Raw genomic sequence first — 23249 nt, 5'->3', positions numbered from 1 at the left:
GTGGTGGCGTCAGGCACCGCGTCGTGCACGGAGGACCTGCAGGCGCTCTTCGAGGAGCTCCTCGAGTTCCTCGCGCGAACGACGCTCGAGCAACATGTCCCAGTGGGTGCGGGGCGCCTTGACGTCCTCTGCTGCGACCTCGACGGGGATGCCGTCGTCACCGAGCAGGCGTCCTTCGCGGCCGGAGCGTGGCTCCGACCAGGTCTGGGGCACGTCTGCGTCAGCGGAGAAGACGATGTCGAAGGTCTCCCCCGAATCCGTCTGGTAGACCGCGCGCTTGCGGTCCGAGAGCTCGACGCCCTCTTCGCTCTGGAGGCTCTGACTCCCGAGCCGCATGCCGCGGAGACTCCGATCAGCCATGTGTGTGCTCCTCTCGCTCGTCTGCCCTCCACAACACTGTCCCACGCCCCGTCGTTCCCGACTGGGCGCATTCACAGTCCGTTCCCAGTGCATGGCCCCGATGCGCAGGATCACAGCCTCGGAAGCACAGGGACGCGCCGGCGGATCAGGAGCGCTTGCGACGTCCCCACGGTGCACAGGCGAGCAGCACGAGGAGCCCGCCGAGCGACAGGAACAACGCGATCGACCCCGAAGCGAGCGACGCCGGGGTCGTCGAGGTACCGAGCGGCACGTCGGTCACCATCGAGGTCGCGGTGTACTCGGGGACCCGGTCGATGGTGCGTCCGGACGGGTCGATGACCTGCGAGGCGCCGACGGTCGAGATGTTGACGAGGGACCGGCCGGTCTCGATCGCCCGCATCCGGGCGATCTCGAGCTGCTGCAGGTTCTCGTCGGTGCCGGAGAAGTCCGCGTTGTTCGTCTGCGCGAGGATCACCTGCGCTCCCCCGCGCACCATGTCGCGGGTCAGCCCGTCGTCGACGATGTCGAAGCAGATCGCGATCCCCGCCTTGATCCCCGCCACCGGCAGGACGTTCGGCTTCGTGCCCGGCGTGTAGTCACGCTGCAGCAGGCCGATCAGGGACGGCGCGAGCTTCGAGAAGAACCACCGGTCCGGCACGTACTCGCCGAAGGGCACCGGGCGCTTCTTGTCGTAGGACGACTGCCAGCCGTCGGCGGTCCACACGAACGACGTGTTGTGCAGCACCCCGGACGGCGTCTGTGTGATGGCTCCGGCGACCAGCGGCGCACCGACCGAGTCGACGACGGCGTCGAGCGACGACGCGATCACGGGCTGCTGGCGCGGGTCGAACTCGGCGGAGGCCTCGGGCCAGACGACGAGGTCGACGTCCTTCGCCTCGACGTCGGTCGCCGCGACCTGCGCCGCCAGGACCTCGCCCGGCGCAGCACGGTCGAAGTACCCCGCCGGCCCGTTGCCCTGCACCGACTCGATCCGGATGGTGCCGGAGGTCGCGGTCGGCCAGGCCGGCACCGCCAGCACGGCGGCGACCAGCAACCCGGCCGTCGCGACCCGGACCGGCAGCCGCAGGGTCGCGCCCGGCGCCCGCGGGGACACGAGGGCGAGCGACACGACGACCGCGACGCAGTAGACGACCACGAACGTCACCCCGAGGACGCCGACGTACGCGGCCAGGTGGGTGAACGGCCCCTGCGACTGCGACAGGCCGACGCGCCCCCAGGCGAAGCCGCCGTACGGCCAGCTCCCGGAGAACCACTCGCGTCCGGTCCACAGTGCGGCGACCACGGCCGGGAGGCCCCACACGCGTCCGGCGGTCGAGGGCACCACGCGCGCGACCCAGCGGTACGCGAGGGCGATCGCGACGCTGCCGAGGGCGAAGAACGCGGCCTCCAACAACGCCAGTGCGAACCACGGGACGGGCCCCAGGTAGCGCCCGGCCCACGAGATGGCCGGGATCCAGAACGCGGCACCGGCCACGTAGCCGAGCCACGCGGCCCTGCGGGCGCGTTGCCCCATAGCCGCGAGGAGCATGCAGGCCAGCGCCGGGAAGGCCAGGAACCACCAACCGGGCGACGGGAACGCGAGCGCGAAGAGCAGCCCGCCGATGACGGCCAGGGGCAGCGCGCTGCCCAGCGGGAGCGCCGCGAACGGGCCGTCCGTGACCGCGCCGCGGCCCACGCGCGCGGGCACCCCGCGCACACCGGTCTCCGGAACCCGCACCGTGCCTCCCGTCAGACCGCGGCGTAGGCGACGATGCCGCGGCGCACCGCGTCGGTCGCACGTCGGGCGGTCTGGGCGAGGTCGTCGTCACCGGCGTTCCGGATCTGGTCGAGCAGGTCGATGACCTGCTTCGACCAGCGGACGAAGTCGCCGGCGGGCAGGTCGAGGGTGCGGAGGACGTCGTCGAGGGCCGAGCCGGAGGCCCAGCGGAACATGCCGACCGCCATCGCCGGAGTGGGCGGCACCGACCCGGCCAGACGGGCGTCGCGCTCGATGTCGTCGAGGCGCGACCAGATCGTCAGGGTCTCGTCGAGCGCCGGACGGAACGCGCCGCGCGGCAGTGCGTGCTCGGTGCCGGGGGCGTCGTCGCGGCGGGGCTGGTAGATGATCGTGGCGGCCATCGCGGCGAGCTGCGCCGGCGTGAGGTCCTTCCAGACGCCCGCCTCGAGGCACTCGGCGACGAGCAGGTCGCGGTCACCGTAGATGCGCTGCAGGCGGCGACCACCAGCGGCCACGGTGGCCTCGCCGTTGCCGGCGTCGACGAGGTAGCCGAGCTGCAGGAGCACGTCCGTGACCCGGTCGAACGTGGTCGCCACGGCACCGGTGCGGGACCGGATCTGCTGGAGCAGCTTGTCGTTGACGCGCTTGAGCTTCCACCAGCGCTCCGCCCAACGGGCGTGCGCCTCGCGGTCGGGGCAGGCGTGGCAGGGGTGCCGCTGCATCTGGCGACGGACCGCCGTGATCGCGGCCTGCCGTTCCTGCCGTGCGCCGTGCGAGGCCTCGCGCCCACCGGGCACGTTCGTGCGCTCGAGGTCGGAGAGCTCGCGGCGGAGCGTCGAGTACTCGGTGAAGTCGCCGAGGTGGCACTGCATGGCCTCGCGGTAGCCCTCGAGGGACTCCTGCTGCGAGCGGACCTTGCGGGCCAGGTCGACCACGGACCGGTCGGCCTGGAACTGCGCGAACGAGGTCTCGAGGACCTCACGCGTGCGCTGCCGCCCGAACTGGTCGATCAGGTTGACGGCCATGTTGTACGTCGGCTTGAACGACGAGTTCAGCGGGTAGGTGCGTCGGCTGGCGAGCGAGGCGACGGCCTGCGGGTCGAGGCCGTCGGTCCACTGGATGACCGAGTGCCCCTCGACGTCGATGCCACGGCGTCCGGCACGCCCGGTGAGCTGGGTGTACTCCCCCGGGGTGATCGGGACACGGGCCTCGCCGTTGAACTTCTCGAGCTTCTCGAGCACCACCGTGCGTGCGGGCATGTTCACACCGAGCGCGAGGGTCTCGGTGGCGAACACCACCTTGAGCAGCTTGCGTTGGAAGAGGTTCTCGACCACTTCCTTGAACGCGGGGAGCATGCCGGCGTGGTGCGCGGCGACCCCGCGCTCCAGGCCCTCGAGGAACTCCCAGTAACCGAGGACGGCGAGGTCCTCGTCCGGCAGGGTGCGGCAGTGGTACTCCGCGGTCTCGCGGATCTCGTTGCGCTCCGGGACCGTGGTGAGCGACAGGCCGGAGCGCAGGACGTTGCGGACGCCCTGGTCGCACCCGGCGCGGCTGAACACGAAGAAGATCGCGGGCAACAGCATCCGCTCGTCGAGCATGTGTGCGATGCGTTCGCGGTGCAGTTTCTCGGTACGCGGCCCACGGCGGTCGTGGTATCCCCCACGCCCTCGTCCGCCACGGTGGCCGCCGCCGTGCCGTTCGCTGCGCGAGGCACCGCCGACCATGCGGAGCAGTTCCGGGTTGACGCGGTTCGTCGCCGCCGCACCGCTGGAGTCGAACAGGTCGACCATCTTCGAACCGACCAGGACGTGCTGCTCGAGCGGGACCGGGCGGTCTTCCGACACGATGACGTCGGTGTCGCCGCGGACCGTCTGCAGCCAGTCGCCGAACTCCTCGGCGTTGGAGACCGTGGCGCTGAGCGAGACCAGCCGGACCTCGGTCGGCAGGTGCAGGATCACTTCTTCCCACACCGCACCGCGGAACCGGTCGGCCAGGTAGTGGACCTCGTCGAGGACGACCCAGGCCAGGTCGTCGAGCAGGTCGGAGTCGGCGTAGATCATGTTCCGCAGGACCTCGGTCGTCATCACGACGACCCGCGCCCGCGGGTTCACGTTCGTGTCACCGGTGAGCAGGCCCACCTCGGACTCGCCGTAGACCTCGACCAGCTCGGCGTACTTCTGGTTGCTCAGGGCCTTCATCGGCGTCGTGTAGAACACCTTCGCCGTCGGCTGCCGCATCGCCAGCCAGATCGCGAACTCGGCCACGATCGTCTTGCCGGCACCGGTCGGCGCGGCCACGAGGACGCTGCGGCCCTGGTCGAGCGCGTCGCAGGCGGCGAACTGGAACGGGTCGAGGTCGAAACGCAGGTCGGCGCGGAACAGCTCCAGGTTGCGGGAGCGGTTCCGGACCTTGGCGGCGGCGAAGCGCTCGGCCGCGCTGAGGTCCGCGCCCGTCACAGGCCGTACTCTTCGTCGAGCTTGGCCTGCTTCTTCGCCACCCTGCGGTCGTGGAACCAGGCCACGACGCACGCGGCGATGTAGAGCACCACCATCGGGACGGCCAGCAGGAACATCGAGATGACGTCGGCGCTCGGCGTGACGATCGCGCAGAAGACCAGGATGCACAGGATCGCGATGCGCCAGGACTTGATGATCGCCGCCGCCGACAGGACGCCGACGAAGTTGAGCAGCACGATGAAGACCGGCAGCACGAACGCGATGCCGACCGCGACGATGAGCTTGATGACGAAGTCGTAGTACGCCTTCGCGTCGACGATCGAGGTGTCCTGGCTCGACACGAAGCTGCCGAGGATGCCGACCACGTGGGGCAGGATGTACCACCCGAAGTAGCACCCGGCGAAGAACAGCGGGATCGCGGTGCCGAGGAAGCCCCACACGTACTGCTTCTCGCGCCGGACCAGGGCGGGCACGATGAACGCCCAGATCTGGTAGAGCCAGACCGGGCTGGCGATGACGATGCCGATCGTGATCGCGATCTGCAGCTTGAGGTCGAACGCGCCCGTGATCATCGGGAAGTTCAGCTCGGCCGTGTGCCCGCCGACCTTGGCGAGCTCGGCCACCGGTGCCCGGAGCGAGTCCAGCACGAACGGCGTCAGGAACCATCCACCGACCGCGGCGATGACCACGGCGATCACTGCGCGGAACAGGCGGTTGCGCAGCTCGATGAGGTGCTGCCCGAGCGACATGCGGCCTTCGGCGTCGTTGTCACGGCGCCCTTGCCGCCTCGCTCGCCCGCGCGCGGTCGTCGAAGCCATGGGTCGATCCTACGGGGTGGGGACCGACAGTTCGGCGCGCTCCGTGCGAACGCACATGCAGAGGCGGCCAGCCGGCCCGGTCAGCCGGCGGCGAGGGCGGCGGCGGCGAAGTCCCGCACCGCGTCCCGCGCGGCAGGCGGGTCGAGCACCACGGCACGGCCGGGCAGCCCCGCGACGAGCCGGACCACGCCGTCGAAGCCGTTCGACGCCGCGAGCCGGATCCGCACGCGTGCCTCGGCGTCAGGGGCGTCCGCGGTGTCGGCGAGGAAGTCGGCCACGAGCGGCAGCGACGACGAGTCGAGCTCGACGGTGACGATGACGTCCTCTGCCGACTGCTGGAACAGCGTGTCCGGGATCACCACCTGGTCGGCCGACTTCTCCACCGCACGGTCGTCCACGCGTGCACCGGACATCCGGTCGAGGCGGAAGGTCCGGAGCGCCTGCCGGTCGAGGTCCCAGGCGCGGAGGTACCAGTCCGTGTCGATCGACTCGACCCGGAGCGGGTCGACCCGACGGGTGCCGCCCTGGGTGCGCGGACCGGCGTACTCGAAGGACAACCCGCGGCCGCCGGCCATCGCACGACGGATCGTGGCGAGCGCGACGTCGTGCAGGTCCTGCCCGACCGCGACCGTCGACGCGGCACCGCCAGCACCGCGCGACAGCTTCGCCATGAGTGCTCGGATGGCATCGCGGTCAGCGGCCTCGGGCAGCGCGGAGAGGTACTGCAGCCCGGCGATGAGCGCCGAAGCTTCTCGCGCGGACAGTCGTGGCGAGTCGTCGATGGCGACGAGGTTCGTCAGGACGATCATCTCGTTCTGGTCGAAGTCGTCCCAGGCGATGTCGAACAGGTCGCCGTGCTGGTACTGCATCGTCTCGCCGGGGACCCCCGACACCGCGATGAGCTCCACGGCTCGACGGATGCGGGCCTCGGGGACACCGAAGTGGCGCGCGGCCTCGGCCACCGAGACACGCTCGCGGTCGATCAGGTACGGCACCAGGGCGAGCAGGAAGGCGAGCTTGTCCTGCGCCTGCAGGGGTTGGGCGTCAGCCACGGGCGGACTCCTCTCCGTCGCTGTGGTCGCGCACGAGCGCACGGAGCCGCTCGACCACGCGCAGCCGCAGGTCCTCCGGCTCGAGCACCCGGACCTCGGGTCCGAACGCCGCGAGTTCCTCGGCCAGGATCTGCGGGTCGACGTGGTGCAGCACGAGTGCGCCGTCGGCGTCGGTCTCGGTGTCACGACGGCGGGCGAGCCGCCGCTCGGCGTCGGAGCCGGGGGTCACCGCGATGCGCGCCGTGCGGGCGGACCAGATCCGTTCGAGCTCGGCGAGCGTGCGCTCCCCCGCGCCCACCGGGGCGGTGTGCTGCCCGACGTCGTACTGCGTGACGGGTCCGACGATGCGTGAGAGCAGGTAGTTCTTGTCCGAGTCCGTGGCGAACTCGTGGGCGGCGAGCATCCAGCGGCCGCCGTGCTGCACCAGGGCGAGCGGGGCGAGCTCGCGACGACGGGCCTCGTGCTGGCCCGGGGTGATGTAGTCGAACCGGACGGCGGCACCGCGGTCGAGGGCGGAGCGGAGCGGCTCGAACGCTGCGTCGCGGGCCCGGAGTCGCGGGGCGTACGCGTCGACGCCGAGCTGGAGTGCGCCGTCGTCGTCCTCCGAGCCCGCGGACCGCACCTTCAGCAGCCCGCGACGTGAGTCAGCGGACAGGGCGCCTTCGCGCCAGGCCATGGCGGCCAGCGACAGCAGGGCGGACTCGTCCGGGGTGAAGCGGACATCGACGGGCAGGTCGTACTCGCCCTTCGGGATCCGGTAGCGCAGCGTCTGGTTGTTGCCGGCGGCACCCGGCGTCTCGATGGTCTCGAGCGGGATGCCGAGCTCGCGGACGTCGTCCTTGTCTCGCTCGAACTGCCGCTCGAGCGAGGCGTTGTCCCCACCCGGCGTGAACCGCTGGCGGTAGCCCTGCACGTTGGTCAGGATCTCCGCCTTGGTCAGCCCGGACTCCGTCGAGAGCAGCGCGAGCACGAGGCTGAACAGCCGCTCCTCTGCGGGCACACGGGGCACACGGGTCGCTGGCACGAGGCGATCCTACGGCAGCGCGGGTGCACCGGAGTGCACCCGCGCCGCGGTCGGTGGACGGTGTGGAAGCGTCAGCTCGACATCGCTCCGAGCACGTCGATGACGTACGCGTAGGCGGTGCCCTGCTGGTTCACGACGGCCAGGACCTGGTCGCCGACGTGGTGCCCGACGATGGCGTTGCGAACGCCCTCGTCGACCTGCCCCTTGGTGAGCGGCACGGTCTGCGCACCCGAGCCGTCGGTCCAGCTGGAGCCGGCCACGGACGGGTCAGCGCCCCACGTCACGGCGGTGTACTTGATGACCGCGGTGTCCTTGGCGGTGAGCACGCGACCGGACCCCTTGCGGAGCAGGTGCGTCTCGTTCGACTTCGGCGCGTTCCACGACGGGATCGTGATGCCGGGTGCACCGGACGGTGCGAGCACGACGGCGGGCATCTTGTCGCCGGCGAGCTGCGGGGTGCCGGTCGCGCGGGCGTCGAAGGCCCGCTTGACGTCGATGACGGCGATGACGGCGTCCTCGGTCTTCGTCGACGAGCCGCTGTCGGTGGTCGCGCTGGTGTCCGAGCTGCTCAGGGCGCTCTTCGGCAGCGCGACGGCCAGGCGGTCGCCGACCTGCGCGCACTCGAGCGACTCGCCGAGGGCGCCGTAGTTGCTCGCACCGGCGGTGATCGGAGCCGTCTGCCCGGAGTACCCGCTGGTCTGCGCGACCTCGCCGGTGGCGCCGTCGACGAGCGTGTACTCGATCAGGACGGGGGTGCCGTCGTCGATCGTGCGGCCGTCGCCCTGCTCCAGGACGGAGACCTGCGTGCCCTTCGTGGTGAGTCCGCTCGGGATCGACACCTTCGGCTCCTTGCCGAACGCGCCGGTGGCGGTCACCGCTTCGGAGGCCGCACCGGGTGCGGCGCAGCTCGAGGGGGTGGTGCCGGCGCCGTTCGAGGCGCACGCCGTGAGCGACGCCACGAGACCGATGGTGACCAGGAGTGCGGGGATGGTGCGCACGGACCCTCTTTCCGTTCGATGCAGGACGGGCACGTCCGTCAGCCTACCGTTCGCCGTCGGTCGGCTCGGACGCGTCGCTGACCGGCTCGGACCCCTCGGCAGCGGCGGCTGCGGACCCGGCCTCGGCAGCGGCGACCTTGCGGGCCTGCGCCGCCGACTGCCGTGCGACCTTGCGGAGCTTCTTGTCGCTCGTCGCGCGCTCGCCCACGGCGCCGGGGGTCCAGGCCTCGATGTCCTCGTCGGAGAACTCGACCTTGCCCGCGCGGCGCTTCAGGTTCGGCAGGACGGTGCCGTCAGCGAGACGACGGGCCGTGATGAGGAACCCGGTGTGCCCGACCATGCGGTGGTCCGGTCGGACGGCGAGCCCCTCGACGTGCCAGGTGCGCACCAGGGTCTCGCTCGGCATCGGGTCGGTGAAGCGGCCGGTGTCGCGCAGGGCCTCGGCCGTGCGGGACAGCTGGGTGACGGTCGCGACGTAGCAGACGATGAGCCCGCCGGGCACGAGGGCGTCGGCTGCGGCGTCGACGCACTCCCACGGCGCGAGCATGTCGAGGACCACGCGGTCGACACTCTGCTCGTCGACGGCGCCGGGCAGCTCCTCGACCAGGTCGCCGACGGTCACCGACCAGTTGTCCGGGACGGCGCCGAGGAACGTGCCGACGTTGCCCTGTGCGATCGCGGCGAACTCCTCGCGACGCTCGAAGGACTGCAGCTGCCCCGTCGGACCGATCGCCCGCAGCAGGAACAGGGAGAGGGCACCGGAACCGACGCCGGCCTCGACCACCCGGGCGCCCGGGAAGACGTCCGCGAACGCCACGATCTGGGCGGCGTCCTTCGGGTAGACGATGGCGGCACCGCGCGGCATCGACATCACGTAGTCGTTGAGCAGCGGACGGAGCGCGAGGTACTCGTCGCCCGTGCTGGCCCGGATCACCGAGCCGTCGGGCTGGCCGATGACGTCGTCGTGCCGCAGGACCCCGCGGTGCGTGTGGTACTCGCCGGCGGTCTCGAGGGACAGCGTCGTGAGCTTGCCCTTCGGGCCGGTGAGCTGCACGCGGTCGCCGGCCCGGAACGGGCCACGCGGGGGCGTGTGGGGTGCGCCTCCGGCGGTGTGCGGCAGGGCCGCTGTCGGGTCGTCGGTGTGGCTCATCGGGTGACTCCCTCGGTGTCCGCAGCGTGCGCCGGGTCAGGAGCCGGGCCTCCCGTCACGGCAGCGCGCGCGGCCAGCGCCGGCCCCGTCAACTCGACCAGGCGGTCGACGTCGACACCCGACAGGGTGGTCAGGTGCACGTCACCGCCGGCGATCTCGGACAGCGGGACGATGTGCTCCACGGCGACCGTGACGGCGCCGGAGGCGACGGCCGAGGCGACGCCGGTGGCGGAGTCCTCGATCGCGACGCACGCGGTCGGCTCGACGCCGAGCTGGGCGGCGGCGGAGAGGTAGGCGTCCGGGTACGGCTTCGGACGGTCGACGTCGTCACCGGCCACGACGACGCGGAACCCGCGCTCGCCCAGTGCCTCGGCGGCGACGAGTGCCATCTTGCGGCGGGACATCGTCACCAGCGCGGTGGGGATGCCACGGGCGTGGAGCTCCTCGACGAGCTCGCGGGCTCCCGGGCGCCACGGCAGCTCACCCGCGCGCAGGTGCTCCATCACGTAGTCGGTCATCCACTGGATGATCTCCTCGACCTCCATGTCGACGCCCTTGGCGCGCAGGAGCTCGCCGGAGCGCTCGAGGCCGGAGCCGACCAGGGACAGGCCGTCCTCGTGGGTCCACTCGGCGCCGTAGCGGTTCGTCAGGTCGACCTGGGAGCGCTGCCAGATCGGCTCGGTGTCGATGATCGTGCCGTCCATGTCCCACAGCACGGCTGCGGGCGGGACGAGGGCAGGAGGATGCGCGGTCACGGGCGACGAGTCTACCGGGGCCGTTCCGCTGGGCGCGGACGGGCATGCCCGCGGGCGTCGCCGGGGCCTACAGTGGATGCCTGCATCGTGTCCGGCCGGGTGCCTCGTCGTGCCCGCCCCGCTCCGCTCCACCACCAGGAGGTCCGCTCCGTGCCACAGCACTCCCCCTTCAGCGACGGCCGGTTGCTCGTCGTCGCCTTCGAGGGCTGGAACGACGCCGGCGAAGCCGCGAGCGGACTCGCCCGCCGCATAGTCGAGTCCCTCGGGCTCGACGAGCTGCGCGAGCTCGACGGGGAGCGGTACGTCGACTACCAGTTCAACCGTCCGACCATGGGGTCCGACGAGACCGGAGCCCGCGGGGTGCAGTGGCCCCGCATCGTGCTGCACGGCCCCGGGGCCGAGGGCCGTCCGGTCATCGGCGCCACCGGCTCCCCGACCGACCGCGACGTGTTCGTCCTCGTCGGTCCGGAGCCCTCGCGCACCTGGCGCGGCTTCTGCGCCGAGATCATCGACCTCGCCGACGTGTACTCGATCGACGCCGTCGTCTTCGTCGGCGCGATGCTGGCCGACGTGCCGCACACCCGTCCGATCTCGGTCTTCGTCTCGAGCGAGAACGCCGGCGTCCGTACCGCGTTCGACGTCGACAAGTCCTCGTACGAGGGTCCGACGGGCATCCTCGGCGTCCTGGCCGACGCGATGGACAAGGCCGGGCTGACCACGCTGTCGCTCTGGGCTTCGGTCCCGCACTACGTGCACAACTCGCCGTCACCCAAGGCCACGCTCTCGCTGCTCGACAAGATCGAGGAGCTCACCGACGTCACCGTGCCCCGTGGCACCCTGCTCGACGACGCCACCGAGTGGGAGGACGGCATCGACGCCCTCGCCGCCGACGACGAGGACATGGCCTCGTACATCGGGCAGCTCGAGCAGGCCCGCGACACCGTCGACTCCCCCGAGGCCTCGGGCGACGCGATCGCGCAGGAGTTCGAGCAGTACCTGCGGCGCCGCGAGCACAAGGACGGCAAGGACGGCGGTACCGCTGGTGGCGAGGGGCCCTGGCGGCCCCCGCAGCCGCCCCAGCAGTAGGGCGGCGCGGGCGCGGCGCGCGCGGTCACGACACCCCGCTCACTTCCGCCGAGTGGTCGCGACCTGTCGGTTGCCGCCCGCCTCGGCGACAGTTCCTGACCGACCGGCGACCGGCACACGACGTGTTGCGACCGCACGGCGGACGGGAGGCGCGGGACGGGCTCGCCACGGGCCTCCCGTCCGGGGGTCGCGAACGGTCACGGCACCCCGCTCACCTCCGCAAGGTGGTCGCGAACTGTCGGTTGCCGCCCGCCAACGCGACAATTCCTGACCGACCGGCGGCCCGCACACGACGTGTCGTGACCTGTCGAGGCGGGCCGACAGCCAGCTCCCCAACCCCTCCCGAGCTCAGGCCAGACGGATGCCGAGCAGCGCGTCGATCAGGTCGGCGAGCTCCGGCGTGCACGCAGTGCCCCCGGCGATCGCAGTGTCGACCGCGGCGACCGCACCCGGCGTGTCGAGGTCGTCGGACACCCGCGCCCGGATCCGGGACGCCACGTCGGCCGCATCGTCGGCGTGCCCGGCGGATGCACCCGATGCCCAGGCGTCCCAGGTCGCCAGGCGCGTCGTGGCACTCGTGAGCTCGGCGTCGAACCACTCCCAGTCGTCGGAGTACTTGTGCGACAGCAGCGCGAGCCGGATCGCGCGGGGGTCCGCGCCGTCGTCGAGCAGCCCCCGCACGGTGACGAGGTTGCCGAGCGACTTCGAGATCTTCGTGCCCTGGTAGGCGATCATCCCGGTGTGCACGAACGCGTGTGCCAGGGGCTGGTGCGCCAGGGCCGCTGCGTGTCCCGCGCTCATCTCGTGGTGCGGGAAGACGAGGTCACTGCCGCCGCCCTGCACGCTGATCGGCAGGCCGAGGCGGTCGCCGGCGATGACGCTGCACTCGATGTGCCAGCCGGGCCGGCCGGGGCCGATCTCGGAGTCCCAGCTCGGCTCACCGTCGCGGGCCGCACGCCAGAGCAGCGGGTCGAGCGGGTCGCGCTTGCCGGGTCGCTCCGGGTCGCCGCCGCGCTCGGCAGCGAGCGTGAGCATGGTCTCGCGGTCCAGGCCGCTCTCGTCGCCGAGCGACCACGCGTCGGTGGGGTGGTTCACGTCGAAGTACAGGTCATCGCCCTCGGCGTCCGGGGTGGGGACCTCGTAGGCGGAGCCGGTCTCCTGCAGGAACGCAACGGCCTCGGCGACGCGGTCGACCTCGTCGGTGACGGCCACGAAGTCGTCGGGCGGCAGGATCCGCAGCGACTCCATGTCGCGACGGAACAGGTCGATCTGCGACGCGGCGAGCTCGCGCCAGTCGACGCCGTCGCGGGTGGCGCGCTCGAGCAGCGGGTCGTCGACGTCGGTGACGTTCTGCGCGTACTCGACGTCGAGGCCGGCGTCGCGCCACGCGCGGCCGAGCGTGTCGAACGCCAGGTAGGTCGCCGCGTGCCCGAGGTGGGTGGCGTCGTACGGGGTGATCCCGCAGACGTACAGCGCAGCGCGCTCCTCGCCCTGCGTCGGGTCGACCGGCTTGCCGGTGGCGGTGTCGTGCACGACGGGCCGCGGCGCTGCGCCGGGGACGTCGGGGACGGACGGGGCCTGCCAGGCCCTCACGGCTGGATCACTCCGAGCGACAACAACACGATGAGAACGATACCGAGTGCGATGCGGTACACGACGAACGGCATGAAGCTGCGCTTGCTGATGTAGTTCATGAACGCCGCGATCACCACGAACCCGACGACGAAGGCCACCACCGTCGCGATGAGCGTGTCGGCGAGTCCGAACGGCGCTCCGTGGTCGCCGAGGCTCGTCGCGGCCTCGTACAGGCCGGACAGGAACACCGCGGGGACGGCCAGCAGGAACGCGAACCGCGCCGCGGCCGGCCGCGTGTAACCGAGCGCGAGCCCCATCGACACGGTCGCGCCGGAGCGGGAGACCCCGGGGACGAGTGCGAGCACCTGCGCGAGCCCGATCAGGATGCCGCCACCGAAGGTCATGTGCTCGATCCGACGCTCCTTGCGGCCGACGACGTCGAGCACCCCGAGCACGATGCCGAAGACGATGAGCACGATCGCGACGATCCAGAGCGAGCGGAACGTGGTCTCGATGGAGTCCTTCAGCAGGAGCCCCGCGATGCCGATCGGGATGGTGCCGAGGATCACGAGCCACCCGAGGCGCACGTCGGGGTCGCCCTTCGGGACGTCGCGCCGGAACACGGAGCGGAACCACCGCCCGATGATCCGGGTGATGTCCTTCCAGAAGTAGATGAGCACCGCGGTCTCGGTGCCGAGCTGCGTCACCGCGGTGAAGGCCGCGCCCGGGTCCTTCGCGTCGGGCAGGAACAGCCCGACGATGCGCAGGTGCGCGCTGGAGGACACCGGCAGGAACTCGGTGAGCCCCTGGACGAAGCCGAGGAAGATCGCCTCGAGGATGTGCACGCACGGGCCTTTCGGGGGAGGTCGGTCAGGACACCGCCACGCAGGCGACCATGAACAATATCAGTACGTGGCCAGGAGGTCCCCGAGAACACGCCGACCGAAGGCCAGCGAGTCGAGCGGAACCCGCTCGTCGACACCGTGGAACATCGCCGGGAAGTCCACGCCGGCGGGCAGCTGCAGCGGCACGAAGCCGTACCCGGCGATCCCGAGCGTCGACAGCGCCTTGTTGTCCGTGCCGCCGGACAGCAGGTACGGCAGCACCGGGGCTCCCGGGTCGTGGCGGCCGAGGACGTCGCGGACGGCGTCGACGAGCGGTCCGCCGAAGTCCTGCTCGAGACCGATGTCGCGGAAGGACATCACGACCTCGACCTCGTCACCGGCGAGCTCCCGCACACGCGCCAGCACCGACTCCTCGTCCCCCGGCAGGCAGCGGATGTCGACGAGCGCCTCGGCCGTGTCCGGGATCACGTTGTGCTTGTAGCCCGCGGTCAGGACCGTCGGGTTCGTCGTGGTGTGCAGTGCGGCGTGGATGAACCGCGAGGCCGAACCGGTGGCGAGCGCGACCTCGTCCGGGCCCGTCACGGTCGGGTCGACGCCCAGGAACCGAGCGACCTCGGCGACCATCGCGTCCGTCGTCGCCGACAGACGCACCGGCCACTCCTCGCTGCCGATCCGGGCGACCGCCGCGGCGAGCTTCGTCACGGCGTTGTCGCGGATGACGTGCGAACCGTGCGCAGCCGTACCGCGGGCGACGAGCTTGATCCACATCAGCGCCTTCTCGCCCGTCTGCAGCAGGTAGGCACGACGGTCGCCGAGGGTGATCGAGTACCCGCCCACCTCGCTGATGGCGGCGCTGGCCCCGGCGAAGACCTCGGGGTGGTGCTCGACGACGTGGTGCGAGCCGAGGACTCCCCCGGCTTCCTCGTCGGCGAAGTACGCGATCACCAAGTCGCGCTCGGGAGCCCCCTGCGCCGCGATGACGTCCGACAGCGACGTGAGCATCATCGCGTCCATGTTCTTCATGTCGACGGCGCCCCGCCCCCACAGCGAGCCGTCCTTGACGACACCGCCGAAGGGGTCGACCGACCAGTTCGCCGGATCGGCCGGCACGACGTCGAGGTGCCCGTGCACCACCAGGGCCGGCTTGTCACGATCGCGGCCGGGCACCCGCGCGACGACGCTCACACGATCCGGCTCGGACTCGAACAGCTGCGGCTCGAGGCCCAGCCCGCGCAACTTGTCCTCGACGTAGTGCGCCGCCTCGGTCTCGCCGCGCGACTTCCCCTCGCCCCAGTTCGTGGTGTCGATGCGGATGAGGTCGCGCGCGATCGCCGCGGTGGCCTCGAGCTCGGTCGCGGTCGGCTCCGGGTTCGTCATGCCACCACGGTATCGGTCCGCACCGACGCGCCCCGGCCCGGTGACGCCGGAGGACGCGCCGGGTACCCAGCCCTCTGGACGCGCCCGGGATGCGCGGCCGTGTTCATCGGGCGTTCAGACCCGTGCTAGTGTTTTCTCTCGGCAGGGACGCCGGGGAAACCCGGGGAAATCGCCACACATCCAGTCCGGATGGCGGAATTGGTAGACGCGCTAGCTTGAGGTGCTAGTGCCCGTATTAGGGCGTGGGGGTTCAAGTCCCCCTTCGGACACAGAAACATGCGGTGCCCCCTGACCTTTCGGTCCGGGGGCATTTTCTGTTGCGTCTCCCGGCGAGTGCCGCCATCGCTGCGCTCAGGGCGTCGCCGCCTCGGCCAGTTCGCTGCGCTCACGGCCACCGCCCGCCAGTTCGCTGCGCTCACGGCCACCGCCCGCCAGTTCGCTGCGCTCACGGCCAGGGGTGGGCGCACGGCCAGTTCGCTGCGCTCACGGCCCATGCGTGCGCATCTTCCGACGGAGCACGCGTCGATCGACAAGTGGAGCGTCGGAAGATGCGCACGCATCCGGCAGCGAGCAAGGTGGCGCACGCACGGACGACGGGAGGCGCGGTACCAGCTGGCACCGCGCCTCCCGTCCGTCAGGTGGTCGCGTCTAGGACTTCGACGCCTCGACGAAGTTGCGGCGCGGGTCCGTCTCCTTGATGAGCGAGGTCGCGTCGCGGCCCGAGACGGCACCGGTGACCCAACCGATGACGATGCGCGCCTTGCGGTTCAGCGTCGGCATCGCGTACACGTGGTACGCGCGGTGGGCGAGCCAGGCGAGCAGGTTCGTCATCTTGATGCCCTTGATGTTGGCGGCACCCTTGGCGACACCGTACGAGGCGACCGTGCCGATCGAGGGGTGGCGGTACTCCTCGAGGGGCTTGCCGGTGATCGTCGCGACGACGTTGTCCGCCGCGACGACGGCCTGACGGACGGCGTTCTGCGCGTTCGGCGGGTAGAACGCCGGCTGCTTGTCGGCGGTCAGGTCGGGCACCTGTGCGACGTCGCCGAGACCCCAGACACCGGGGACCACTTCGTGCGTGTCCTCGGCCTCGACCTGGAGCTTCGCGTTGGCGGCGAGGTGCCCCTTCGGTCCGCGGGGCAGGTCGGAGGCGTCGAGCAGCGGGTTCGGCTTCACGCCGGCGGTCCAGACGAGCAGCCCGGTGGGGATCTCGTCGCCGTCGGAGAGCTTGACGATGCCGCCCTCGGCGCTCGGCATGGTGGTCTTCAGGCGCACGTCGATGCCGCGGGCGCGGAGCGACTCGAGCGTCCACTTGGACAGCTCCGGGCCGACCTCGGGCGCGACACGGTCGAGCGCGTCGATGAGGATCCAGCGGGGCTGCTCCCCCGCGAGCGACGGGTAGGTCTTGATGGCTGCCTGCGAGACGTCGAACAGTTCGCCGATCGCCTCGACGCCGGTGTAGCCACCGCCGACGAAGACGCTGGTCAGCAGACGACGACGCTCGTCCTCGTCACGGGTGGCAGCGGCCTTGGCGATGTTGTCGAGGAGCTTGGCGCGCACGTAGGCGGCCTCTTCCACGCTCTTGAAGCCGACGCCGTACTCCTCGAGCCCGGGGGTCGGGAAGGTGCGGGTGACCGAGCCGAGCGCGACGACGAGCTGGTCGTAGCCGAGCGTGCGGTCGTCGCCACCGGCGGTCGCGATCGAGACGGTCTTGTCCTTCGACGAGATGCCGGTGACCTTGCCCTGGATGACGCGGGTCTTGCGGAGCGCACGGCGCAGCTCGACGGTCACGTCCTTCGGGGCGATGTGGCCGCCGGCGACCTCGGGCAGGAACGGCAGGTACGTGTAGTAGGTGTTCTGGTCCACGAGCGTGATGCGCATGGGCACGGTCGCGGCGTGCTTCTGCAGCTGCTTGACGGTGCTGTAGCCAGCGGAGCCGCCGCCGAGGACGAGGACGTGAGGGATCGAGTCTGCCATTCCTCCGGTCTACCGGATACGGGCCGTCAACGTCATGAACGCCGCACTTCCTGAGCGAATCAGCGCTCTCGGAGTCGCCACCAGGCCGTCTCGGCGAGGTCGAGACCCATGTAGACCCCGTGCGCGGTGCGTCGGGACTCGGTCAGCGAGAACCGTCGCAACCGGTACCCACCGCCGAACCGGTCGATGATCGCCTCTGGGGAGGACTCCGCGTCGCGCTTGACGTACCAGGTGCGGTCGTCGACGGACTCGATCACGGGCAGACCGCCCGGACCGGACCCGTCACCGGCGCCCGCCGATGCGGGAGCGCAGGACGTCGATGCGCTTCTGGATCTGCTCGATGCTCGCCTGTGCCACGGCCGGCCCACCGCTGATGCGCCGGAGTTCGGCGTGGATGGAGCCGTGCGGCTCGTTGGAGTGCCGGGACCAGATCGACACGAGTCGCGCGAGCTCGGTCCGCTGCTCCTTGATGGTCATGTACATCGGGCGGTTCTCGGGCTCGGCGGCCTTCGGTTGGCCGTCCTTGACCGCCCGGCCCTTGGAGCGCTTCGCCTGGGTCGCCTGGCGCGCCCGGAGCAGGTCGCGCACCTGGTCGGGTTCGAGGAGCCCCGGGATGCCGATGAAGTCGAGTTCCTCGAGCGACCCGACCTCGCCGCCGGTGCCGAACTCGCCGCCGTCGTAGAGGACGCGGTCGAACGACGCCTGCGAGTCGAGCGCCTCGAACGGCTGGACCTCGAGCAGGCTCTCGGACGCGCGGTCTTCTTTGTTGGCCTCGGCCACCATCGCGTCTTCGGGGTTGTACATGCCGTCGTCGGCGTCCTTCGGACGGTCGAGGGCGTGGTCGCGTTCGAGCTCGAGCGTCGCCGCCAGTGCCATCAGTCCGGGCACGCTCGGCAGGAACACCGAGGCGGTCTCGCCACGGCGCCGAGCACGCACGAAGCGGCCGATCACCTGGGCGAAGAACAGCGGGGTGCTCGCGCTCGTGGCGTACACGCCGACGCAGAGCCGCGGGACGTCGACGCCCTCGGACACCATGCGCACGGCGACCATCCACCGCGAGGTGTCGTCGGCGAACGCGCTGATCCGGCTGGACCCGGCGGCTTCGTCGGACAGGACGACCGTCGGCCGCTCCCCCGTGATCTGCTGCAGGATCCGGGCGTAGGCGCGGGCCGTGGTGGTGTCCGTCGCGATGACCAGACCGCCGGCGTCGGGCACGCCACGGCGCACCTCGGTCAGGCGCTTGTCGGCGGCGGACAGCACGGCCGGCATCCACTCGCCCTCGGGCGACAGCGCGGTGCGCCAGGCCTGCGCGGTGATGTCCTTCGTGACCTGTTCGCCCAGGGAAGCCGACATCTCGTCGCCCATCCGGGTCTTCCAGCGCATCTGCCCGGCGTAGGCCATGAACAGCACCGGCCGGACGACGCCGTCCTTGAGCGCCCGGCCGTAGCCGTAGTTGTAGTCGGAGATCGAGGTCCGGATGCCCTGCTCGTCGGGCGCGTACTGGACGAACGGGATCGGCGCGGTGTCGGACCGGAACGGCGTGCCGGACAGCGAGAGCCGTCGGGTGGCACCGGAGAAGGCTTCCCTGATGCCGTCGCCCCAGGTGAGCGCGTCGCCGCCGTGGTGGACCTCGTCGAGGACGACCAGGGTGCGCCCGCCCTCGGTGATCTTCTTGTGCACCTCGGGGTTCATGCCGACCTGGGCGTACGTGATCGCGACGCCCTGGTAGTGCCGGCCGAACATGCCGTCGCCGTTCTTGAACATCGGGTCGATGCGGATGCCCACGCGGTCGGCGGAGTCCGCCCACTGCCGCTTCAGGTGCTCGGTGGGGGCGACGACCACGATGCGGTCGACCGTGCCGCGCGCCAGCAGCTCGGTGGCCAGTCGGAGCGCGAACGTCGTCTTGCCGGCGCCGGGTGTCGCGGCCGTCAGGAAGTCACGCGGCTCGGACTCGAAGTACTTCGTGAGGGCTTCGACCTGCCACGCGCGGAGCTTCGACGCGGTGCCCCACGCGGCTCGGTCCGGGAACGCCGGCGACAGGTGCTGGACGGCCGAGTTGCCGGCTGCCTCGGCCAGGGCGGCCGCGTCGGCTTCGTCCCGTGCCACGGCGTCGGCGTCCGCCGATGACTGCGCGGACACCGCCGACGAAGACGTCGACGACGTGTGGTCGTCCCCCGACTCGGCCCACAGCGTGGCGGGCTGCTGCTGTTCGTACTCCGCTGCGCTCACTGGACCTGATTCTACCGCCACCGTCAGTCCTGCCTGGCGTGCGGGACGTGGCCGTCGGGGGTCCGGCGGACCAGGGATGCCGGTCGCAGCACGCCTGCGCCGAAGCGCGCGGCGACCGCGTCGACCGTGGTCTCGGTCTCGCGCCACGGCGCGTCGTCGTCCCAGAGCGCGTTGCTCGCGGCGGCCGGCACGAGGTTCTCGCCGCGGACCCCGATGAGCCGGATCCGGTTGCCCGGTCGGTGCAGCACGTCGTACAGCTCGACGGCTTCGCGGTGCAGCCGCTTGGCGACGTCGGTGGGCTCGGCGAGGGTGCGCGACCGGGTGAGCGTGGTGAAGTCGGTGTAGCGGACCTTGAGCGCGACGGTGCGGGCCTGCACGTCGGCGTGGCGCAGGCGGACGGCGACCTTGTCGGCGAGGCGCAGGAGCTCGCGCGCGACGTCGTCCCGCTCGGTCAGGTCGTGGCCGAACGTGACCTCGTGCCCGATGGACTTCTCGCCCACGCCGGTGTCGACGACGCGTGGGTCGCGCCCCCAGGACAGGTCGTGCAGGCGCTGGCCACCGGCCGGCCCGAGCGCGGACACGAGTGACCCGAGGGGCGTGTTCGCCAGGTCGCCGACGGTGCGGATGCCGCGGCGCTCGAGGGTCTCCTGCGTCTTGCCGCCCACGCCCCACAGCGCCGAGACCGGCTGCGGGTGCAGGAACGCGATGGTGTCGGCCGCGGGCACGACGAGCAGCCCGTCCGGCTTGGACCGGCTCGACGCGAGCTTCGCCACGAACTTGGTCGACGCGGCGCCGACCGAGCAGTGCAGGCCCGTCTCGGCGTGGACCGTGCGCCGGATGGCCCGTCCGATCTCCCACGGCGTGCCGTACAGCCGGAGCGCGCCGGCGACGTCCAGGAACGCTTCGTCGATGCCGAGCCGTTCGACCCGCGGCGTGAACCGGTCGAAGACCGCCATCACCGCGGCGGACTGGTCGCGGTACTTCTCGAAGTGCGGCTCGACGATGATCGCGTTCGGGCAGCGGCGCTTCGCGATGGCCATCGGCATGGCGGAGTTCACGCCGTACCGACGGGCTTCGTAGGTGGCAGCGGTGACCACGGAGCGGTCGGAGTCGTGGCCGACGATGACCGGCAGACCCACCAGGTCGGGTCGGTCGAGCAGTTCGACGGAGGCGAAGAAGGCGTCCATGTCGACGTGCAGCACGGTCGCCGAGACGTCGTCCACCGGTGCGTCGGAGACGAGCCGGTTGCTTCCGTCCTGCTTGCTCACACCGAGATGATGCCAGGGACCACCGACATCGCCGGGCTCACCGTGCGCCGGTGGCCGCCGAACGCGTGGCGGTCTCGCCGAGCACGGTCGCCCGGTGCCGGTCGGCCAGCAGCGCGAGCGCCTCGTCGATGCGGCCCAGCGCGTGCGCCGCGACCTCGACGGTCTGCTGGTCCGGACCACCCGCCGCCGCGTCCACCGCCGTGTCGAGCTGGTCGCCGACCCGCGCCCAGACCGGCGCCGGCGCGGCGGACCGGGGCCCGGCCACGATGCCGTCGGCCATGTCCGCGATCGACGCGGCGAGGCGGTGGGCGGCACCGACCAGGGCGGCGGGCGGGTCCTGCGGGGGCGAGCCGAGCCTCCCGGCCGCCTCGCGCGCGAACGTCGCCGCCGCCTGCAGGGACGTCCGGTTCCTGGCGTCCGCGCGGGCGGGTCCGCCCGTCGGGAACCGCACCATCGGGCGCAGGACGGCGTCCAGTTGGTAGGTCGCTGCGTCGACGGCGCGCGATCGTGCGCGCAGGTCGGGTGCGGCGGCGTCGGTGGCCGTGTCGGCCGACCGGGAGGCGCGAATCGCGCCCGCACCGTCGGTCGCGTCCGCCTCGGCGTCCGCGTCGACCCCGACCAGCGCGAGCACGAACGCCCGGACCGCGGTCAGCTGCCGGCGCACGGCCCGTCGGATGACGGCCCGGGTGGCGATCGGGAAGACGACGGCGCTCACGAGCACGGCGACCGCGGCGCCGAGCAGGTTCTCGGCGAGGCGGATCGGGATGAGCGAGTCGGTGAAGCTGCCGGAGAACGCGTACACCTGGCACAGGACGACGACCAGGCACGCGACCCAGACCGAGTAGACGCCGCCGAAGCCGTACGTGCCGACCGCGAGCAGGAGGCAGACGAGCACGAGCGTGAACCAGGGGTGCGCCGTGCCGACGACGTGCACGAGGACGATGCCGACGGCGCCGCCGACGACCGTGCCGACGGCACGGTGCAGGCCCTTGCGGACCCGCTCGTGCGTGGTGTTCGTGCCGGCGAGGACGATCATCACGCCGATCACGCCCCAGTAGAACCGCGGGCCGTCGAGCAGCAGCGCGAGGGGCTCGACGATCGCGACGGCGATCGCGGCGTGCACCGCGGTGCGCAGCGAGACGGAGAGTCGCCAGCGGCGCCAGGGGCCGTCGGCGACGGTGTCGGCGAGCACCGGCACGGCTCCGGCCGGGCGGCCGCCGGCGAGGACGACGGGCGTGACGAAGGGCGCTGCCAACGCGACGCCGTCGCCGTGGTGCGGCAGTTCGTCGCGGAGCTCGCGCCACCGCAGCCCGGCGCCCTGCAGGTCGGTGAACTCGGCGGCCATCCGACGGACGACGGCCGTCGTGCGCGAGTCGGGGTCGCCGGCGGACGCCGTGATGCCGTAGCGGGCGAGCAGTGTCTGCGCGGCGTCCTCGCCGTGCCCGCCGCCGTGGCGCAGGACGATCGTGACGGCACGGAGCGCGGCGTGCCGGACGTCCGACGGCGCGCCGTGCTCGACGAGGGCACCAGCACCGCGCCCGAGCTCGTCGACGGCGAAGTGCGTGTCGAACACGAGCCGGTGGAGTTCCTCGGCCGTGGTGTCGGCGTCCACCCCGCTCGCGGCGAGCATCCCGTCGACCGTCAACGCGATCTCGTGGTAGCGGTCGCGGCTGCGACGGAGGCGGCGCACCGTGCGGCGTCGTGCGGCGGGGTCGTCCGCCGCGGCGAGGACGGCGGCAGCGGCCTCGAGCACGGCCGAGCCACGGGCGACGAAGCCGCGGCGGGTACGCAACAGGGCACGGTGCGCGTCCGGTCGGAGCACCAGGCGGACCAGGATCGTCGCGGCGAGCGAGGCGGCCACGACGAGGCCGAGCGGCACGACGCTCGTCTCGGGCAGCGGGAGGAGCAGCCCGCACAGGTACCCGGCGAACCCGACGATCGCGGCGTCGGCGGCCCACGCGCCCCACGCGGCCGCGGCGAACTGCAGGAACAGCAGCACGACGATGAGCACGAGCTCGAGGAGCCGGAACGGCTGCAGGGCGATGCTGCCGGCGAGGGCGACGACGAACGGCACGAGGACGGCTCCGGTGCGGGCAGCCGTCCGGCCGGTGCTCGGGTCGACGATGACCAGGCAGGTGATGAACGCGGGCATCGCGCCGATCATCACGCCCAGGATCGCGGGCAGGCCGAACGCGGTCGCGACGGCGTACCCCACGGCCATGCCGGCGGGCACCGCGACCAGGGTGCGGAGGGCACCGTCGGTCTTCACGAGCCCGGGGTCGAGCGCGAGGACCGCGTCGGCGAGCCGCCGGGAGCGGGTCCGTCGACGGGGAGGGGTCCGGTTCGTGGTGTCGGTCCTCGGCACGAGTCGGCCGCCTCCTCTGCGCTCGGGAGGCCAATCGTACCGGATGCTAACTATCCGGCTGTGCGGGCGGCAGCCGCACGGTGCGGCCTTCGGCGCTCGGTGCGAGGTTGATCGCTCGGTGCGGCGCTACAGGGCCGCACGAGGCGGGCAACCTCGCACCGGGGCACGCGGCCGGC

The 23249-nt window shown here is 71.8% G+C and carries 18 protein-coding genes and 1 tRNA gene; 2 read left to right on the top strand and 17 right to left on the bottom strand.

What is annotated here, in order from left to right:
* Positions 1-9: 9 nt before the first annotated feature.
* From EDF23_RS01865 to EDF23_RS01825, 9 genes are all read right to left on the bottom strand, one after another.
* Complete coding sequence (locus tag EDF23_RS01865; protein WP_111084006.1) at positions 10-360, bottom strand: RNA polymerase-binding protein RbpA; 351 nt, start codon at positions 358-360, stop codon at positions 10-12.
* Positions 361-505: 145 nt separating this feature from the next.
* Positions 506-2098, bottom strand: coding sequence for an apolipoprotein N-acyltransferase (lnt, locus tag EDF23_RS01860; protein WP_243648777.1), 1593 nt, complete (start codon positions 2096-2098; stop codon positions 506-508).
* Between the two features lie 11 nt (positions 2099-2109).
* Positions 2110-4554: a DEAD/DEAH box helicase gene (locus EDF23_RS01855; protein WP_123294401.1), complete on the bottom strand. Its 2445-nt coding sequence runs from the start codon at positions 4552-4554 to the stop codon at positions 2110-2112.
* Positions 4551-5303: a twin-arginine translocase subunit TatC gene (tatC, locus tag EDF23_RS01850; RefSeq protein ID WP_111084003.1), complete on the bottom strand. Its 753-nt coding sequence runs from the start codon at positions 5301-5303 to the stop codon at positions 4551-4553. Before tatC ends, EDF23_RS01855 begins: the two co-directional genes overlap by 4 nt.
* 149 nt (positions 5304-5452) lie before the next feature.
* The gene (locus EDF23_RS01845) at positions 5453-6424 is read right to left on the bottom strand and encodes a WYL domain-containing protein (protein WP_123937905.1); all 972 of its coding nucleotides are present in this window, start codon (positions 6422-6424) and stop codon (positions 5453-5455) included.
* Positions 6417-7448, bottom strand: coding sequence for a WYL domain-containing protein (locus tag EDF23_RS01840; protein WP_123294400.1), 1032 nt, complete (start codon positions 7446-7448; stop codon positions 6417-6419). Before EDF23_RS01840 ends, EDF23_RS01845 begins: the two co-directional genes overlap by 8 nt.
* A gap of 71 nt (positions 7449-7519) precedes the next feature.
* On the bottom strand, positions 7520-8446 hold the full coding sequence (locus EDF23_RS01835) for a hypothetical protein (protein ID WP_131920149.1): 927 nt from the start codon (positions 8444-8446) through the stop codon (positions 7520-7522).
* Positions 8447-8489: 43 nt separating this feature from the next.
* The gene (locus EDF23_RS01830; RefSeq protein WP_235035825.1) at positions 8490-9596 is read right to left on the bottom strand and encodes a tRNA (adenine-N1)-methyltransferase; all 1107 of its coding nucleotides are present in this window, start codon (positions 9594-9596) and stop codon (positions 8490-8492) included.
* Positions 9593-10351: an HAD family phosphatase gene (locus EDF23_RS01825; RefSeq protein WP_235035824.1), complete on the bottom strand. Its 759-nt coding sequence runs from the start codon at positions 10349-10351 to the stop codon at positions 9593-9595. The genes EDF23_RS01830 and EDF23_RS01825 overlap by 4 nt, the downstream gene beginning before the upstream one ends.
* Before the next feature lie 150 nt (positions 10352-10501).
* Between EDF23_RS01825 and EDF23_RS01820 the strand changes: the two genes are divergently transcribed.
* Positions 10502-11437 carry a PAC2 family protein gene (locus EDF23_RS01820; protein ID WP_123312593.1) on the top strand — a complete coding sequence of 312 codons (936 nt, stop codon included), beginning with the start codon at positions 10502-10504 and terminating at the stop codon, positions 11435-11437.
* Positions 11438-11785: 348 nt separating this feature from the next.
* On the opposite strand, the gene mshC is transcribed toward EDF23_RS01820, so the two are convergent.
* The 3 genes from mshC to EDF23_RS01805 are packed head-to-tail and all read right to left on the bottom strand — an operon-like array spanning position 11786 to position 15234.
* Positions 11786-13030: a cysteine--1-D-myo-inosityl 2-amino-2-deoxy-alpha-D-glucopyranoside ligase gene (gene mshC, locus EDF23_RS01815; protein ID WP_123294396.1), complete on the bottom strand. Its 1245-nt coding sequence runs from the start codon at positions 13028-13030 to the stop codon at positions 11786-11788.
* A complete protein-coding gene (locus EDF23_RS01810) occupies positions 13027-13857 on the bottom strand; it encodes an undecaprenyl-diphosphate phosphatase (RefSeq protein WP_111083996.1) in 831 nt (276 codons plus the stop codon). Before EDF23_RS01810 ends, mshC begins: the two co-directional genes overlap by 4 nt.
* A gap of 60 nt (positions 13858-13917) precedes the next feature.
* A complete protein-coding gene (locus EDF23_RS01805; protein WP_123937896.1) occupies positions 13918-15234 on the bottom strand; it encodes a M20/M25/M40 family metallo-hydrolase in 1317 nt (438 codons plus the stop codon).
* Between the two features lie 183 nt (positions 15235-15417).
* Between EDF23_RS01805 and EDF23_RS01800 the strand changes: the two genes are divergently transcribed.
* Positions 15418-15503: transfer RNA gene (locus EDF23_RS01800), tRNA-Leu, on the top strand.
* A gap of 379 nt (positions 15504-15882) precedes the next feature.
* Here EDF23_RS01800 and EDF23_RS01795 read toward each other — a convergent pair.
* From EDF23_RS01795 to EDF23_RS01775, 5 genes are all read right to left on the bottom strand, one after another.
* Complete coding sequence (locus EDF23_RS01795) at positions 15883-17211, bottom strand: FAD-dependent oxidoreductase (protein ID WP_111083993.1); 1329 nt, start codon at positions 17209-17211, stop codon at positions 15883-15885.
* Positions 17212-17270: 59 nt separating this feature from the next.
* Positions 17271-17468 (bottom strand): hypothetical protein, encoded by a 198-nt coding sequence (locus EDF23_RS01790; RefSeq protein WP_123294394.1) that lies wholly within the window; start codon positions 17466-17468, stop codon positions 17271-17273.
* A gap of 25 nt (positions 17469-17493) precedes the next feature.
* A complete protein-coding gene (locus EDF23_RS01785; protein ID WP_123294459.1) occupies positions 17494-19287 on the bottom strand; it encodes a DEAD/DEAH box helicase in 1794 nt (597 codons plus the stop codon).
* A gap of 176 nt (positions 19288-19463) precedes the next feature.
* Complete coding sequence (dinB, locus tag EDF23_RS01780) at positions 19464-20708, bottom strand: DNA polymerase IV (protein WP_111083991.1); 1245 nt, start codon at positions 20706-20708, stop codon at positions 19464-19466.
* Positions 20709-20745: 37 nt separating this feature from the next.
* The gene (locus tag EDF23_RS01775; protein ID WP_131920147.1) at positions 20746-23073 is read right to left on the bottom strand and encodes an FUSC family protein; all 2328 of its coding nucleotides are present in this window, start codon (positions 23071-23073) and stop codon (positions 20746-20748) included.
* Between the last annotated feature and the right edge of the window lie 176 nt (positions 23074-23249).

It is taken from the genome of Curtobacterium sp. PhB128 (assembly GCF_004340725.1).
GTDB lineage: Bacteria > Actinomycetota > Actinomycetes > Actinomycetales > Microbacteriaceae > Curtobacterium.
This window is presented reverse-complemented; position numbering and strand designations above follow the sequence as displayed.